18 protein-coding genes and 1 riboswitch are annotated in these 15103 nt (G+C 43.6%); of the genes, 12 read left to right on the top strand and 6 right to left on the bottom strand.

The genetic code is table 11. The features are described from left to right. The first annotated feature begins 4 nt into the window (after window positions 1-4). Together MKX38_RS15480 and MKX38_RS15475 are read left to right on the top strand one after the other, a co-directional pair. A complete protein-coding gene (locus MKX38_RS15480; protein WP_014665094.1) occupies window positions 5-253 on the top strand; it encodes a type B 50S ribosomal protein L31 in 249 nt (82 codons plus the stop codon). A gap of 93 nt (window positions 254-346) precedes the next feature. Further along, window positions 347-910 carry a carbonic anhydrase gene (locus tag MKX38_RS15475; protein ID WP_003229074.1) on the top strand — a complete coding sequence of 188 codons (564 nt, stop codon included), beginning with the start codon at window positions 347-349 and terminating at the stop codon, window positions 908-910. On the opposite strand, the gene yidD is transcribed toward MKX38_RS15475, so the two are convergent. Further along, on the bottom strand, window positions 907-1134 hold the full coding sequence (gene yidD / locus MKX38_RS15470) for a membrane protein insertion efficiency factor YidD (protein ID WP_003229076.1): 228 nt from the start codon (window positions 1132-1134) through the stop codon (window positions 907-909). The genes MKX38_RS15475 and yidD overlap by 4 nt on opposite strands. Before the next feature lie 128 nt (window positions 1135-1262). Between yidD and MKX38_RS15465 the strand changes: the two genes are divergently transcribed. Together MKX38_RS15465 and MKX38_RS15460 are read left to right on the top strand one after the other, a co-directional pair. Beyond that, window positions 1263-1736, top strand: coding sequence for an S-ribosylhomocysteine lyase (locus tag MKX38_RS15465; RefSeq protein WP_003219361.1), 474 nt, complete (start codon window positions 1263-1265; stop codon window positions 1734-1736). Window positions 1737-1855: 119 nt separating this feature from the next. Continuing rightward, window positions 1856-2293 (top strand): FixH family protein, encoded by a 438-nt coding sequence (locus tag MKX38_RS15460; protein ID WP_014477743.1) that lies wholly within the window; start codon window positions 1856-1858, stop codon window positions 2291-2293. Here the strand turns inward: MKX38_RS15460 and ytzI are convergent. Continuing rightward, a complete protein-coding gene (ytzI, locus tag MKX38_RS15455; protein WP_003229081.1) occupies window positions 2287-2427 on the bottom strand; it encodes a YtzI protein in 141 nt (46 codons plus the stop codon). The two genes, MKX38_RS15460 and ytzI, sit on opposite strands and share 7 nt — an antisense overlap. Window positions 2428-2555: 128 nt before the next feature. Between ytzI and MKX38_RS15450 the strand changes: the two genes are divergently transcribed. From MKX38_RS15450 to ytkD, 3 genes are all read left to right on the top strand, one after another. Beyond that, window positions 2556-2993 carry a Dps family protein gene (locus MKX38_RS15450; protein ID WP_003229083.1) on the top strand — a complete coding sequence of 146 codons (438 nt, stop codon included), beginning with the start codon at window positions 2556-2558 and terminating at the stop codon, window positions 2991-2993. 165 nt (window positions 2994-3158) lie between these two features. Then, complete coding sequence (locus MKX38_RS15445; protein WP_003229085.1) at window positions 3159-3563, top strand: holin family protein; 405 nt, start codon at window positions 3159-3161, stop codon at window positions 3561-3563. A gap of 206 nt (window positions 3564-3769) precedes the next feature. Continuing rightward, on the top strand, window positions 3770-4246 hold the full coding sequence (ytkD, locus tag MKX38_RS15440; RefSeq protein ID WP_003229087.1) for an RNA deprotection pyrophosphohydrolase: 477 nt from the start codon (window positions 3770-3772) through the stop codon (window positions 4244-4246). Between the two features lie 26 nt (window positions 4247-4272). On the opposite strand, the gene MKX38_RS15435 is transcribed toward ytkD, so the two are convergent. From MKX38_RS15435 to MKX38_RS15425, 3 genes are read right to left on the bottom strand one after another with little or no spacing between them, the layout of a single operon-like run. After that, the gene (locus tag MKX38_RS15435; RefSeq protein WP_339187643.1) at window positions 4273-5085 is read right to left on the bottom strand and encodes an ABC transporter permease; all 813 of its coding nucleotides are present in this window, start codon (window positions 5083-5085) and stop codon (window positions 4273-4275) included. Continuing rightward, window positions 5060-5842: an ABC transporter ATP-binding protein gene (locus tag MKX38_RS15430; protein ID WP_144483338.1), complete on the bottom strand. Its 783-nt coding sequence runs from the start codon at window positions 5840-5842 to the stop codon at window positions 5060-5062. The genes MKX38_RS15435 and MKX38_RS15430 overlap by 26 nt, the downstream gene beginning before the upstream one ends. 12 nt (window positions 5843-5854) lie before the next feature. Continuing rightward, window positions 5855-6859 (bottom strand): ABC transporter substrate-binding protein, encoded by a 1005-nt coding sequence (locus MKX38_RS15425; protein ID WP_339187640.1) that lies wholly within the window; start codon window positions 6857-6859, stop codon window positions 5855-5857. Between the two features lie 151 nt (window positions 6860-7010). Here MKX38_RS15425 and MKX38_RS15420 point away from each other — a divergent pair, with 151 nt between their 5' ends. Next, window positions 7011-7784: a prolyl oligopeptidase family serine peptidase gene (locus tag MKX38_RS15420; protein ID WP_029318292.1), complete on the top strand. Its 774-nt coding sequence runs from the start codon at window positions 7011-7013 to the stop codon at window positions 7782-7784. Window positions 7785-7835: 51 nt separating this feature from the next. Then, window positions 7836-8078 carry a DUF2584 domain-containing protein gene (locus MKX38_RS15415; protein WP_004398611.1) on the top strand — a complete coding sequence of 81 codons (243 nt, stop codon included), beginning with the start codon at window positions 7836-7838 and terminating at the stop codon, window positions 8076-8078. Between the two features lie 38 nt (window positions 8079-8116). Here the strand turns inward: MKX38_RS15415 and pckA are convergent, their stop codons facing one another. After that, window positions 8117-9700, bottom strand: coding sequence for a phosphoenolpyruvate carboxykinase (ATP) (gene pckA, locus MKX38_RS15410; protein WP_014480627.1), 1584 nt, complete (start codon window positions 9698-9700; stop codon window positions 8117-8119). A 196-nt stretch (window positions 9701-9896) separates the two neighbouring features. Beyond that, window positions 9897-10035: riboswitch (SAM riboswitch) on the top strand. 167 nt (window positions 10036-10202) lie between these two features. On the opposite strand from pckA, the gene metK reads away from it, so the two are divergent. The 3 genes from metK (at window position 10203) to alaP (ending at window position 14980) form a co-directional block, all read left to right on the top strand. Then, window positions 10203-11405 carry a methionine adenosyltransferase gene (metK, locus tag MKX38_RS15405; protein ID WP_003229102.1) on the top strand — a complete coding sequence of 401 codons (1203 nt, stop codon included), beginning with the start codon at window positions 10203-10205 and terminating at the stop codon, window positions 11403-11405. Window positions 11406-11554: 149 nt separating this feature from the next. Further along, on the top strand, window positions 11555-13453 hold the full coding sequence (gene asnB / locus MKX38_RS15400; protein ID WP_004398625.1) for an asparagine synthase (glutamine-hydrolyzing): 1899 nt from the start codon (window positions 11555-11557) through the stop codon (window positions 13451-13453). Window positions 13454-13588: 135 nt separating this feature from the next. Next, a complete protein-coding gene (gene alaP, locus MKX38_RS15395; RefSeq protein ID WP_003229105.1) occupies window positions 13589-14980 on the top strand; it encodes an alanine permease AlaP in 1392 nt (463 codons plus the stop codon). Window positions 14981-15103 lie beyond the last annotated feature (123 nt).

Genomic DNA, 15103 nt, shown 5'->3' with positions numbered 1-15103 from the left:
ACACATGAGAGAAGGAATTCATCCGAAGAACCACAAAGTGATATTTCAGGATGTCAACAGCGGCTACCGTTTTCTCAGCACCTCTACGAAAACATCTAATGAAACAGCAGAGTGGGAAGACGGAAACACATATCCTGTCATTAAAGTAGAGGTAAGCTCTGACACGCATCCGTTTTATACAGGCCGCCAGAAATTCAATGAAAAAGGCGGACGAGTTGAGCAGTTCAAAAAACGCTATAACATGGGGAAATAAGGCAGGCCTGAGGGTTTGTCTTTTTTTATTATGACGAATAAACAAGGGTTGTGATATATTGAAGAGTAAAAAGAATAGAAAGGGACAACGAACATGAGTCTTCTAAATGATATTCTCGAATTTAACAAGACATTTACTGAACAAAGAGAGTATGAAAAGTATCAAACATCAAAATTTCCAGATAAAAAAATGGCGATTCTTTCTTGCATGGATACTCGTCTGGTTGAACTGCTGCCGCATGCGATGAATTTGCGAAACGGTGATGTGAAAATCATTAAAAGTGCCGGTGCGCTTGTGACACACCCATTCGGAAGCATCATGAGAAGTATACTCGTCGCAGTGTACGAGCTGAATGCAGATGAGGTGTGTGTGATCGGGCATCACGATTGCGGCATGAGCAAAATCAGCAGCAAAAGCATGCTTGAAAAAATCAAAGCAAGAGGGATTCCGGAAGAACGCATCGAAACAATAAAGTACTCCGGTGTAGACTTTGATCAATGGTTTAAAAGCTTTGATTCAGTGGAAGCGAGTGTGAAAGACAGCGTAGATGTTATTAAACATCACCCGCTGTTCCCTGAAAACGTTCCGGTCCATGGCTTAGTCATTGATCCTAAAACCGGAAAACTGGATCTTATCGTAAACGGTTATAACAATTAATGTTTTTGTTTCTTTTCAGGAACGGGATCGACTCCTCCCGGATGGAACGGGTGGCATTTCAAAATCCGTTTGATTGTCAGCCATCCGCCTTTTAAAGCGCCATGTGTTTTAATCGCTTCGATTCCATATTGGGAACAGGTCGGATAAAAGCGGCACGTTGGCGGTGTCAGGGGCGAGATGAATTTTTGATATCCTCTGATCAGAGCGATGAATAGGGTTTTCATGTTTCTTCAGCAACCTTTCTGATGCAAGTATAAGAAAAAAAACACAGATTGAAAAGTTAATCAATAATTCTTATCGGAAAAGTATGTTATAATGAAATTACATTTTTAAAAAAGGGGAGAGTGCCATTATGCCTTCAGTAGAAAGTTTTGAGCTTGATCATAATGCGGTTGTTGCTCCATATGTAAGACATTGCGGCGTGCATAAAGTGGGAACAGACGGCGTTGTCAATAAATTTGACATTCGTTTTTGCCAGCCAAATAAACAGGCGATGAAGCCTGACACCATCCACACACTCGAGCATTTGCTCGCGTTTACGATTCGTTCTCACGCTGAGAAATACGATCATTTTGATATCATTGATATTTCTCCAATGGGCTGCCAGACAGGCTATTATCTAGTTGTGAGCGGAGAGCCGACATCAGCGGAAATCGTTGATCTGCTTGAAGACACAATGAAGGAAGCGGTAGAGATTACAGAAATACCTGCTGCGAATGAAAAGCAGTGCGGCCAAGCGAAGCTTCATGATCTGGAAGGCGCTAAACGTTTAATGCGTTTCTGGCTTTCACAGGATAAAGAAGAATTGCTAAAAGTATTTGGCTAAAATAGAAAGGACCTTTTTGCGCATAAGCAAAAAGGTCTTTTTTGTGACGTCTCATATTTTATGTACCATTTGCTGTAAGCGTTTGCTACTATTTAGGTAAACGATGAAAGGGTGATGGCATGAAAAAGATGTTGGTTGTTCTGCTTTTTTCTGCTTTATTGCTTAATGGATGCGGATCTGGTGAAAGCAAAGCAAATACAGCTGAGACGCCCGAGGTTTTGGATGTCAAGCTGACCGGGCCTGAAAAAGTAAATCCCGGAGAAAGCGCTGCTTATGAAGCAGCCGTATCATATGGTGATGAAGCTGTGACGGATGCCGATGAAGTAGAGTTTGAAGTATGGAAAGAAGGGGAAAAAGACGCAAGCCAAATGTTTAAGGCGAAACAAGAAAAAGGCGTATACCGATTGGAAACGACGTTTAAGGAAGATGGTGTATACACTGTCCAATCCCATGTCACAGCAAAAAAACAGCATAGCATGCCGACCTTAAAAGTCCAAGTCGGAGACGCCGATGCTGCCAGCAATCAGTCAGAAGAGGAGCATTCACATCATCATTGATTGTGTGAATCAGAGTGATTTTCTTGTGGTGGATCAATGGTATGCTTTACATTATAGGCTTTTACAGTCGTCCAAATGGTTACAAGCAAAACAGCCAGCACAATCAAAATACTTATCGTAATGAGAAGCGTCATGACATTCCACCTCCCGTTTTTTAACAATTGTAGCATAATAGAAGAAATCGTGACAGATAAGGGTAAAAAAGAGGTTTTAGCGTACGATATTAAGGGTATACATAGTCATATAACAAGGAGGAGATACCATGTCAGAACAATTGATTCAAGCAGTGAACAAACAAGTAGCCAACTGGACGGTCATGTATGTGAAACTACATAATTATCACTGGTATGTGAAAGGAAAAGATTTCTTCACTCTTCATGAAAAGTTTGAGGAGCTGTACAATGAAACGGCAACTTATATTGATGACTTAGCAGAACGTCTTTTGGCGCTGAACGGAAAACCGATTGCAACAATGAAGGAATCCTTAGAAACGGCTTCTGTCAAAGAAGCTGCTGGAAATGAAACAGCTGAACAAATGGTTCAAAGCGTATATGATGATTTCACAGTCATCGCGGAAGAGCTGAAAAACGGCATGGATTTAGCTGATGAAGTCGGTGACGAAACAACAGGGGACATGCTTCTTGCGATCCATCAAAATATTGAAAAACATAACTGGATGCTAAAAGCTTACCTAGGTTAAGTTCAAAAATAGAACGGCCGGATGTCTTAAAAAAGACGTCCGGCTTTTCTTTTTGTATCTTAAAAATAGGCGACAACCAGTCCATTTTTCTGAAAAATCCAATCCGTTCGGCTTGTTTACCATAGAATATCGTAAGGCCGTTTCTGTGAAAGGATGTTGGGATAAATGGATAGAGACTTTGGCATCTTTTCGTTTTTAGCAGTCAGCGTTTCAGCAGCGGGTTTTTTCTTTGGAGGTTTTCAGTATTCATTTCTGATTTTGCTCTCTCTTATGGCAATTGAATTTATCAGTACGACTTTGAAGGAAACCATTATTCACAAACTGTCATTTAAAAAGGTATTTGCCCGGCTTGTCAAAAAATTAGTCACGCTGGCTCTGATCTCTGTATGCCACTTTTTTGATCAGCTGCTGAATACACAGGGATCAATTCGTGACTTGGCTATTATGTTTTATATTCTTTATGAATCTGTGCAAATTGTTGTGACAGCCAGCTCTCTTGGCATACCGGTTCCTCAGATGCTTGTCGATCTTTTAGAAACGTTAAAAAATAAATTTAAGCGCAAACCGTAACTTTTCCCTGTTCGCGGGTCATAATAAAGCCCAGAGCGTCGGTCGCACTTTCCGGCAAAAGTATCGCAAAAAAACTGTACGAGCTAGTCTGCATGCAGAACCTGACGGCGTGCTGGGTCCCTTATTTTTTGATAAAAGGCTTCCGAAGAAACGTAACTGTGGTATGATGTATGGAAGATAGCTAGGAACGGATTTGAGGGATAAACATGTACGAGTTTAAAGATTATTATCAGAATACTGTTCAGCTTTCCTTTGACGATCAGCCTTTCTCGGACAGCCCGAAGCATGTCTGGGTGATTTGCCGTTTTGGTGGTAAGTGGCTTTTAACAGAACATGAGGACAGAGGCTATGAGTTTCCAGGCGGGAAAGTAGAGCCGATGGAGTGCGCAGAAGAGGCTGCGCTCCGGGAAGTAAAGGAAGAGACGGGCGCGAGAGTCAAAAGCCTCAAGTATCTCGGACAGTATAAAGTTCTCGGAAAAGAAAAAGTGATTGTGAAAAATATATATTTTGCAGATATAGAAAAGCTTGAAAAGCAAGCTGATTACTTTGAAACGAAAGGCCCGGTTTTGTTTCACGAGCTTCCGGAGAACCTTTCCCGCAATAAAAAATTCAGCTTTATTATGAAGGATTCCGTACTTCCGATCAGTTTGAAAAAACTGAAAGAATCTGGATGGATTGAATAAAAAACCCGGCACATGTGCCGGGTTTTTTATGTCCTCCCCTTCGTCCATTTCTTTTCCAGCAGCTCGACGCCCTGATACATCAGAGTGGCGAAGATGGCGATGATCAGCAGGCTTAAGAAGACGAGTGTAAAATTGAAGACTTGGAATCCGTAAATAATCATATATCCTAATCCGACCTTCGAAACGAGGAATTCCCCTACAATGACGCCAACCCATGATAAACCGACGTTCACTTTTAGTGTTGAAATAATCGCGGGGGAGGATGCAGGCAGTATGACTTCTTTAAAAATAACCCACTTTTTTGCGCCGAATGTTTTCATGACTTTCGTATAGTTTTCGTCGACCTCCTGGAAGGCGGTATAGACAACGATGGTTGTGATAATGACGCTGATGATGGCTCCCATCGCAATGATGCTGACAAAACTGGGGCCGAGCGCGACAATCAGGATCGGGCCCAGGGCCACTTTCGGCATTGCATTCAAAATCACAAGGTACGGATCTAAAATTCTGGCAAGTCGGTTAGACCACCATAACAAAGCGGCGAGGCACGTGCCCATAAACGTCCCAAGCAAAAAGCCAAGCACCGTTTCAAATAAAGTGACGCCGATGTGTGACAGTAAAGAACCGTCACCAAGTTTCTCCAGCAATAATCGCCACACAGCTGATGGAGAGCTGAAGATCAGCGGATCGATCCAGCCCTGCCTGCTGGAGGTTTCCCAGCCCGAGAAAAAGAGAATAAATATGGCAAGCTGAAAGGAATGGACCTTCCACTTTTCCTTTTTCTGTTTGAATTGATACTGCTCGTGAAGCAGATCAATGGTTTCTTTGCTGTTTCTCAAGAGAATTCAGCTCCTTCCATATCGTTTGAAACAGTGTCTGGAAGGAAGGTTCCTGACGGGCGTCAAAAGGCAACATCGAGGCCAATTCCTTAGGAATGGTAAAAATCTGATGGATGGTGCCCGGCTGATTTGAAAATAAAAAGATCGTATCGCTCATCGCTATCGCTTCCCCTATATCATGAGTGACAAGCACTGCTGTTTTTTGATATTCCTTTAATGTGCGGAATACCAGGTTTTCCAAAGACAGCTTTGTCTGAAAATCAAGCGCGGAAAATGGCTCATCCAGCAAAAGCAGACTAGGGTTAGGCGCAAGTGTTCTTGCAAGCGCAGCCCGCTGGCGCATCCCGCCTGACAGCTCTTTCGGATATTTTTTCTCCACATCTATGAGGCCGAACTCCGGCAATAGACCGAGTGCAGCGGCTTTGCTTTCTTCTGTCAGCGTGTCGGCGATTTTTAAACCGAGAAGCACATTTTCCTCGATAGATTTCCAGGGAAATAAGTAATCCTGCTGAAGCATATAGCCAATATTATGTTCTTTTTGATTCGGCTCACGGCCTTCAATCAGAACTCTGCCTTCTGATGGCTCAATCAAACCGGCAATAATGGAAAGCAGTGTTGTTTTTCCGCAGCCGCTTGGGCCGAGAAATGAGATGAAATCACCTTTTTCGGCATCGAAATGAATATCCCGCACAGCCGTTGTTTTTTCTTTAATAGAAAAATAAGTATGGGTTACATGGTCGACATGTAAGAAAGACATAGATGGCGCCTCCTATTTCTCCGAGGTGACTTTTTCAGCAATTTCTTTATTTACAAGCTGATTGTATGGAATGTGCTTCGGCAGTTCTCCCGATTGATCCATAATGGTTTGGAGAAGCTCCCATTCTTTTTCGTTAAGCAGAGGGTCTGGCGAATATGAATGCTGTTTTTTATAGCGTTCAATGGATGTTTCGATGACGTCTGGGTCGGTATCATCAAATTCATCTTTAATGGCATCTGTGATGTCCTTCGCAGAATGATTTTCAACCCACTGCTGCGCCTTATAAATGGCTTTTGTAAACTTGACGGCTGTGCTTTCATTTTTCTTCAAATAGCTTTGTTTCGCCATAAAAGTCGTATAAGGAACCTCTCCTGATTCTTCTCCGAATGAAGCCACGATATGGCCGATGCCTTTTTTCTCAAAGAGAGAAGCCTGCGGTTCAAAGAGCTGTACATACTCACCGGTTCCAGAAGCAAACGCATTGGCAATATTGGCGAAGTCTATGTTCTGGATGAGATCTATATCCTTATGCGGGTCAATCTTATGTTTGTTCAGCACATACTCGCCGACCATTTGCGGCATGCCGCCTTTTCGCTGGCCGAGAAACGTTTTTCCTTTCAGCTGATCCCAGTCGAAGTGTTCAACATCTTCTCTCGCGACAAGAAACGTTCCGTCTGTCTGAGTCAGCTGGGCGAAATTAATGACGGGATCTTTAGCCCCTTGCGCTTCGACATAAATAGATGTTTCTGACCCGACAAGCGCGATGTCGGAGCCGTTGGAAAGAAGCGATGTCATCGTTTTATCTCCGCCCCAGGTCGTATTCACATCGACATCAAGCCCTTCTTCTTTAAAAAACCCTTTAGACTCAGCAACATATAAAGGTGCGTAAAAAATTGAATGGGTCACTTCAGCGACCTTGACTTTTGTGAGCGTTTCTTCCTGCTTGCAAGCCGCCAGGGCGAACATCAGAAAGATACTGCCGACACAGGCGAAGCTCAGCCTTAACCATCTGTTCACATAGACAACCTCCTTATTTCGCATCAAGTTAATATCCTTTTTTGCTTTACATATCGTATGATGGGTATAAAAATGTGTGAATGCCTAACCAGGTTCTCCGGATGTAATTTTGGAGTAAGGAAAGCATATAGAAAAAAAGGAGGCGGCTGTTTTGATTGTAGAGAAAAGAAGATTTCCGTCGCCAAGCCAGCATGTGCGTTTGTATACGATCTGCTATCTGTCAAATGGATTACGGGTTAAGGGGCTTCTGGCTGAGCCGGCGGAACCGGGACAATATGACGGATTTTTATATTTGCGCGGCGGGATTAAAAGCGTGGGCATGGTTCGGCCAGGCCGGATTATCCAGTTTGCATCCCAAGGGTTTGTGGTGTTTGCTCCTTTTTACAGAGGAAATCAAGGAGGAGAAGGCAATGAGGATTTTGCAGGAGAAGACAGGGAGGATGCATTTTCTGCTTTTCGCCTGCTTCAGCAGCACCCAAATGTCAAGAAGGATAGAATCCACATCTTCGGTTTTTCCCGCGGCGGAATTATGGGAATGCTCACTGCGATCGAAATGGGCGGGCAGGCAGCTTCATTTGTTTCCTGGGGAGGCGTCAGTGATATGATTCTTACATACGAGGAGCGGCAGGATTTGCGGCGAATGATGAAAAGAGTCATCGGCGGAACACCGAAAAAGGTGCCTGAGGAATATCAATGGAGGACACCGTTTGACCAAGTAAACAAAATTCAGGCTCCCGTGCTGTTAATCCATGGAGAAAAAGACCAAAATGTTTCAATTCAGCATTCCTATTTATTTGAAGAGAAGCTAAAACAACTGCATAAGCCGGTGGAGACGTGGTACTACAGTACATTCACACATTATTTCCCGCCAAAAGAAAACCGGCGTATCGTGCGGCAGCTCACACAATGGATGAAAAACCGCTGACAGTGAAATATGTTATGATAAAGAAAAAAGAGAACGAAAGGGGATTTCACTTTGGGAATGCCTGTTGAATTTAATACACTGATTGTGACAAAAGGAAAAGAAGTTCGCATAGATGAAAATATATTCACGTTAGAGAAGGACGGATACCGAGTATATCCGATGGAGATTCCAATGGATGTACGCAAAACAAAGTTTGGCGAAAAGTCAGGCACAGCTGAAGTGCAGAAGCTTCAATGGGAAGAAGGCCGGACCATCATTACATACAAGCTGACTTCTTTGCATTCCGTCAATTAAAACAAGCCAAGAGCATAATTGCTCTTGGCTTTTGTTTTTTATACGAGAGGGCCGCCTGCCTGGGCGATGGCATCGGTATGTGCGAACTTTTTAAAGTTCTCTTTGAATTCATTTGCAAGGTAGACTGCTTTTTCTTTGTATTCTTCCTTGTTGGTCCACGTGTTTTCAGGCTGAAGAATATGATCAGGAACGCCAGGAACATGTGCCGGAATGTGCAGGCCGAAAATATCGTCAGTTATCATTTCAGCATCCTCTAATTTGCCTTCAATCGCTGCTTTGACCATTGCTCTAGTGTAAGAAAGCTTCATTCGTTCGCCTGTGCCGTAGCCGCCCCCGGTCCAGCCGGTATTGACTAAGAAAACGTCTGCGCCGTGTTCATCGATCTTTTTGCCGAGCATTTCAGCATAGACGTGAGCAGGAAGCGGCAGGAAAGGTGAGCCGAAGCATGTAGAGAAAGTCGTTTCAGGAGACGTTACACCACGTTCGGTTCCGGCAAGCTTACTCGTGTAACCGCTCAAGAAATGGTACATGGCCTGCTCCTTCGTTAGTTTGCTGATCGGCGGCAGGACTCCGAAGGCATCAGCCGTCAAAAATACAATTGCTGACGGATGGCCGGCCATGCTTGGAGTCACGATGTTGTCAATCATATGAATCGGGTAAGCTGCCCGCGTGTTTTCAGTATAGAAGGAATCATCATAATTGGCTTCGCGTGTATCTTCGTCAACAACGACATTTTCGAGAACAGACCCGAAACGGATCGCGTTAAAGATTTGCGGTTCCTTTTCCTCGCTTAAATGAATGCACTTAGCGTAGCATCCGCCTTCAATATTAAAGACGCCTGTATCAGACCAGCCATGTTCATCGTCACCGATCAGCTTGCGGTCAGCATCTGCCGACAAGGTGGTCTTGCCTGTTCCTGACAGTCCGAAGAAAAGGGCGACATCGCCTTTTTCACCGACATTGGCGGAGCAGTGCATAGATAAAATATCTCTTTCAGGCAGCAGGAAATTCATAATGGAGAAAATGGACTTCTTCATTTCACCGGCATACTCAGTTCCGCCGATTAAGATCGTCCGCTTTTCGAAAGAGACAATAATAAACGTTTCGGAATGAGTGCCGTCTGTTTTTGGATCCGCTTTGAAATGCGGAGCAGAAAGAATGGTGAACGGCTGCTCAACTGTTTTCTTATCATTTCCTTCCGGACGGATAAACAGCTGCCGCGCAAATAAATTGTGCCATGCGAACTCATTTACGACAGTGATTGGCAGCCTGTATTTCTCGTCTGCTCCGGCAAATCCTTCGAAAACAAACAGTTCATCTCGCTCCTTTAAATAGCTGACAACTTTCGTGTACAGCCGCTCAAACGCTTCTTCTGAAATCGGCTGATTCACCGGGCCCCAATCGATCTTATTTTTCGTGCTTTCTTCCTCCACGATGAATTTATCTTTAGGTGAGCGTCCTGTGTAAGCGCCTGTTGTCGCGCGAACAGCACCTGTGGATGTTAAAATGCCTTCGTTTCGGGAGAGGACTTTTTCTGTTAGCTGTGCTGCAGATAAATTATGACGCACATTTGGACATGTTAATAAGGCTTGTAAATCAGCGGTCAAATCAACTGAGTTCATATGAAACCTTCCTTTATCGTTTTTTGTGTTTTGCTAATTGTGAATTAGTATAACATATATTTTCAAATAGTCTATACTATTTATTATTTTTTGTGTGTGCATTTCCATTGTTTTCCCTCAATATAGGTGCCTATTTCTTCTGAATCATATTGACATTGCAAACCCTTTTACGATAAGATATTTCATTGAGCGGATACTCTTATCCCGAGCTGGCGGAGGGACAGGCCCTATGAAGCCCAGCAACCGGTTTCTCTGTTATTTATTATGTTCAACTGAGTGAGACAACCAAGGTGCTAACCTGTTGCAAGGTTGTATGATTCCTTGAGCGATAAGAGTGAAAGGCACAAAGACCAAACCCTTTCCTCGATGGAAAAGGTTTTTTTATTTCATAAATATGCCAATTAACATTCTCTAATATAACTGTACATTGTATAAGAGGGAGCGAGTTCCGTATCATATATACAAGGTCTTTCGGGAGGCCTTGTGCAGGAGGAAGCAAATCATGAGTAAAAATCGTCGTTTATTTACATCAGAATCTGTTACGGAGGGGCATCCGGATAAAATCTGTGACCAGATTTCTGACAGCATTTTAGATGAAATTTTAAAGAAAGACCCTAACGCGCGTGTTGCTTGTGAAACATCTGTGACAACAGGTTTGGTTCTTGTAAGCGGAGAGATCACAACTTCTACGTATGTTGACATTCCGAAAACGGTTCGCCAAACCATTAAAGAAATCGGATACACACGTGCAAAATACGGATTTGATGCGGAAACTTGTGCGGTTTTAACATCAATTGATGAGCAGTCTGCTGATATCGCGATGGGCGTAGACCAAGCGCTTGAAGCCCGTGAAGGCACAATGAGCGACGAAGAAATTGAAGCGATTGGTGCGGGTGACCAAGGATTAATGTTCGGTTATGCGTGCAACGAAACGAAAGAGCTTATGCCTCTTCCAATTTCACTTGCCCATAAATTAGCCCGCCGCCTAAGTGAAGTCCGTAAAGAAGATATTCTTCCGTACCTTCGCCCTGACGGCAAAACACAGGTAACGGTTGAGTACGATGAAAATAACAAACCAGTCCGCATTGACGCGATTGTTATTTCAACTCAGCATCATCCTGAAATTACACTTGAGCAAATTCAGCGCAACATTAAAGAACATGTAATCAATCCGGTTGTTCCTGAAGAGCTGATTGATGAAGAAACAAAATATTTCATCAACCCTACAGGACGTTTCGTAATCGGAGGCCCTCAAGGGGATGCAGGACTTACAGGACGCAAAATCATCGTTGATACGTACGGCGGCTATGCACGCCACGGCGGAGGCGCGTTCTCAGGTAAGGACGCGACGAAGGTAGACCGTTCTGCAGCTTATGCGGCAAGATACGTTGCGAAAAACATCGTTGCGGCTGAGCTTGCTGATTCTTGCGAAGTACAGCTTGCTTACGCGATCGGTGTTGCACAGCCTGTGTCAATCTCAATCAACACATTCGGTTCAGGAAAAGCTTCTGAGGAAAAACTGATTGAAGTTGTTCGCAATAACTTTGATTTACGACCTGCCGGCATTATCAAAATGCTTGATTTGCGCCGTCCGATCTACAAACAAACTGCTGCGTACGGCCACTTTGGACGTCACGATGTTGACCTTCCATGGGAGCGCACAGACAAAGCGGAGCAGCTGCGTAAAGAAGCGTTAGGAGAATAATTTTATAGCCGCTTACTGGTTAAGCGGCTTTCCCTTTTTTATCGTTGTATTCATGTTTATTTTTTTACATAACTGTGAAACCAAATACTATTCACAGCGTCTATAAATAGGGGTTCAATGATGACAATTTTAATTATGGAGGCAATACTATGTGTGGATTTGTCGGGGTTTTTAACAAGCATCCGTTAGCTCAAACCGCTGATCAAGAAGAACTAATCAAACAAATGAACCAAATGATCGTTCACCGCGGTCCTGACAGTGATGGATATTTCCATGATGAGCACGTCGGCTTCGGATTCAGACGGCTCAGCATTATTGATGTAGAAAATGGCGGACAGCCTTTATCATATGAAGATGAAACATATTGGATTATCTTTAACGGAGAAATCTATAACTATATCGAACTGAGAGAAGAACTTGAAGCAAAGGGGTACACATTCAACACGGATTCGGACACAGAGGTTCTTCTTGCGACTTACCGTCACTATAAAGAAGAAGCGGCGTCCAAACTGCGCGGTATGTTTGCCTTTCTGATTTGGAATAAAAACGATCATGTGCTTTATGGGGCAAGAGATCCATTCGGCATTAAACCGTTGTACTACACAACGATCAATGATCAGGTTTATTTTGCCTCAGAGAGAAAAAGTTTAATGGTTGCTCAGAATGATATTGAAATAGATAAAGAGGCATTGCAGCAGTACATGTCTTTCCAATTTGTTCCTGAACCAAGCACGCTTGATGCCCATGTGAAAAAAGTAGAGCCGGGTTCACAGTTCACAATCCGCCCGGACGGCGATATCACATTCAAAACGTATTTCAAAGCGAACTTCAAGCCGGTTCAGACTGAAGAAGACAAGCTTGTGAAAGAAGTCCGAGACGCGATCTATGACTCTGTAAACGTTCATATGAGAAGTGACGTTCCTGTCGGTTCGTTCCTGTCTGGCGGGATTGATTCTTCCTTTATTGTGTCTGTTGCGAAGGAATTTCATCCAAGCTTAAAAACATTCTCTGTCGGCTTTGAACAGCAGGGCTTCAGTGAGGTTGATGTAGCGAAAGAAACGGCAGCGGCGCTGGGCATTGAAAATATCAGCAAAGTCATTTCGCCTGAGGAATACATGAATGAGCTTCCGAAGATCGTTTGGCATTTTGATGACCCGCTTGCTGATCCGGCAGCGATTCCGTTGTACTTTGTTGCAAAAGAAGCGAAAAAACATGTTACGGTTGCTTTATCAGGTGAAGGAGCGGATGAGCTCTTCGGCGGATATAACATTTACCGTGAACCGCTTTCGCTTAAACCGTTTGAACGGATTCCGTCCGGCTTGAAAAAGATGCTTCTGCACGTTGCTGCCGTTATGCCTGAAGGTATGAGAGGAAAGAGCCTGCTTGAGCGCGGCTGTACTCCGCTTCAGGATCGTTATATCGGTAACGCGAAAATCTTTGAAGAGTCTGTCAAAAAGCAGCTGTTGAAGCATTATAATCCGAACCTTTCATATCGCGATGTGACGAAGACTTACTTTACAGAAAGCAGCTCGTACAGCGATATCAACAAAATGCAGTATGTCGATATCCACACTTGGATGCGCGGCGACATTTTGTTAAAGGCGGATAAAATGACGATGGCGAATTCTTTGGAACTGCGTGTGCCGTTCTTGGATAAAGTCGTATTCGACGTCGCTTCAAAAATTCCTGATGAGCTGAAAACGAAGAACGGCACGACGAAGTATCTTCTTCGCAAAGCCGCTGAAGGAATTGTGCCTGAGCACGTATTAAACCGCAAAAAGCTTGGTTTCCCTGTACCGATCCGTCATTGGCTGAAAAACGAAATGAACGAATGGGTGCGGAATATTATTCAAGAAAGCCAAACGGATGCTTATATCCATAAGGATTATGTCCTTCAGCTTCTTGAAGACCATTGTGCGGACAAGGCTGATAACAGCCGTAAAATTTGGACTGTGCTAATCTTTATGATCTGGCACAGCATCAATATTGAAAAACGGTATATGCCTGAAGAGCTGAGCCATCAGCCTAAAGAAGTCATCTTTGTGTAACAGACAACAAGGCTTTCGAGTAGTCGAAAGCCTTGTTGTTATCCTTTTATTCCTCCATCATCATTGATTTACCCAATCCGTACGGAATATTCAGAAAAATGATATAATGATATTTTTTTCTAGGGGAGAAGAAGCATGCAAAAACAAAAACAAGAGCTGCACCGCGGACTCGAAGAAAGGCATATTTCTTTAATGTCTTTAGGAGCTGCTATAGGAGTAGGGTTGTTCCTCGGCTCCGCATCAGCTATTCAATTAGCAGGGCCTGGTATTTTGGTAGCGTATGCCGCAAGCGGCCTGGTCATGTTTTTTATTATGAGAGCGCTTGGGGAAATGGCCATTCAAAAACCGGTCGCAGGCTCCTTCAGCAGGTATGCGCGTGACTACTTGGGACCGCTTGCAGGCTATTTAACAGGGTGGAACTACTGGTTTTTATGGGTTGTCACCTGTATGGCCGAAATTACTGCTGTCGGTATCTATATGGGGTTCTGGTTTCCTGACGTGCCAAACTGGATTTGGGCATTATCGGCACTGGTCATTATGACGGGTGTTAATTTCCTGGCTGTCAAAGCTTACGGTGAGCTGGAATTTTGGTTCGCATTGATTAAAATTGTTGCGATCTTATCCATGATTGCAGTCGGTTTATTGATGATTATTGCAGGAGTCGGCAATGGGGGCATTGCCACCGGAATCAGTAATTTGTGGAACAACGGAGGATTTTTCCCTCATGGATTAAAAGGGGTTCTATTGTCTCTTCAAATGGTCATGTTCGCCTATTTAGGGATTGAAATGATCGGGGTGACGGCTGGCGAAGTAAAAAACCCGCAAAAATCGTTAGCCAAAGCAATCGATACAGTATTTTGGCGGATTTTGATTTTTTATGTAGGCGCTTTATTTGTCATTATGTCTATTTATCCGTGGCAGGAAATTGGCTCTCAAGGAAGTCCATTTGTTCTCACATTTCAAAAAGTGGGCATTCCATCGGCCGCAGGTATCATTAACTTTGTCGTGTTGACAGCCGCGCTGTCTTCATGTAACAGCGGTATTTTCAGCACAGGGCGGATGCTGTTTAACTTGGCGGAACAGAAAGAGGCGCCACAAGCATATGGTCAGCTGACGAAAGGCGGCATCCCGGGTAAAGCTGTTCTGGCTTCAGCGGGCGCTTTATTAGTCGGAGTGCTGTTAAACTATGTTGTCCCTGCGAAGGTATTTACTTGGGTTACAAGTATTGCGACGTTCGGAGCGATTTGGACGTGGGCAATCATTTTGCTTTCTCAAATAAAATACAGGAAAAGTTTGAAGCCGGAAGAAAAGAAACAATTAAAGTACAAAATGCCTTTATTTCCGTTTACGTCTTATGTGTCATTGGCATTTCTAGCATTCGTCGTCATTCTTATGGCTTACAGCCCTGATACAAGAGTAGCCGTGATTATCGGGCCGATATGGTTTCTCATCTTGCTGGCTGTGTACTATGGAAAAGGGTTTCATAAAAAAAATGCAGCTGCTGCCAGCGAACGAAATATCAGCTGACAAAAAGAGCTCCCAGTGGGCTCTTTTTGTGTGTGCTCATAGAAAATAGAGAACAGGAAAGAATAGGTATGTGTTTTTGCAGAGGCTGTTTACAGTTTTGTGATAAGATAAAAGTCATACGTT

Origin of the sequence: Bacillus sp. FSL M8-0025 (genome assembly GCF_037975475.1) — a bacterium.
GTDB lineage: Bacteria > Bacillota > Bacilli > Bacillales > Bacillaceae > Bacillus > Bacillus subtilis.
Note: the sequence above shows the minus strand (reverse complement) of the source record. Positions and strands in the feature narration are given on the sequence as shown.

What these genes read in the sequence shown, in the direction of transcription:
- yidD (WP_003229076.1), bottom strand. Translation starts at nt 1,134, where the DNA reads ATGAAAACCCTATTCATCGCTCTGATCAGAGGATATCAAAAATTCATC.
- MKX38_RS15475 (WP_003229074.1), top strand. Translation starts at nt 347, where the DNA reads ATGAGTCTTCTAAATGATATTCTCGAATTTAACAAGACATTTACTGAA.
- metK (WP_003229102.1), top strand. Translation starts at nt 10,203, where the DNA reads ATGAGTAAAAATCGTCGTTTATTTACATCAGAATCTGTTACGGAGGGG.
- alaP (WP_003229105.1), top strand. Translation starts at nt 13,589, where the DNA reads ATGCAAAAACAAAAACAAGAGCTGCACCGCGGACTCGAAGAAAGGCAT.
- asnB (WP_004398625.1), top strand. Translation starts at nt 11,555, where the DNA reads ATGTGTGGATTTGTCGGGGTTTTTAACAAGCATCCGTTAGCTCAAACC.
- ytzI (WP_003229081.1), bottom strand. Translation starts at nt 2,427, where the DNA reads ATGACGCTTCTCATTACGATAAGTATTTTGATTGTGCTGGCTGTTTTG.
- MKX38_RS15465 (WP_003219361.1), top strand. Translation starts at nt 1,263, where the DNA reads ATGCCTTCAGTAGAAAGTTTTGAGCTTGATCATAATGCGGTTGTTGCT.
- MKX38_RS15450 (WP_003229083.1), top strand. Translation starts at nt 2,556, where the DNA reads ATGTCAGAACAATTGATTCAAGCAGTGAACAAACAAGTAGCCAACTGG.
- pckA (WP_014480627.1), bottom strand. Translation starts at nt 9,700, where the DNA reads ATGAACTCAGTTGATTTGACCGCTGATTTACAAGCCTTATTAACATGT.
- MKX38_RS15430 (WP_144483338.1), bottom strand. Translation starts at nt 5,842, where the DNA reads ATGTCTTTCTTACATGTCGACCATGTAACCCATACTTATTTTTCTATT.
- MKX38_RS15480 (WP_014665094.1), top strand. Translation starts at nt 5, where the DNA reads ATGAGAGAAGGAATTCATCCGAAGAACCACAAAGTGATATTTCAGGAT.
- ytkD (WP_003229087.1), top strand. Translation starts at nt 3,770, where the DNA reads ATGTACGAGTTTAAAGATTATTATCAGAATACTGTTCAGCTTTCCTTT.
- MKX38_RS15460 (WP_014477743.1), top strand. Translation starts at nt 1,856, where the DNA reads ATGAAAAAGATGTTGGTTGTTCTGCTTTTTTCTGCTTTATTGCTTAAT.
- MKX38_RS15445 (WP_003229085.1), top strand. Translation starts at nt 3,159, where the DNA reads ATGGATAGAGACTTTGGCATCTTTTCGTTTTTAGCAGTCAGCGTTTCA.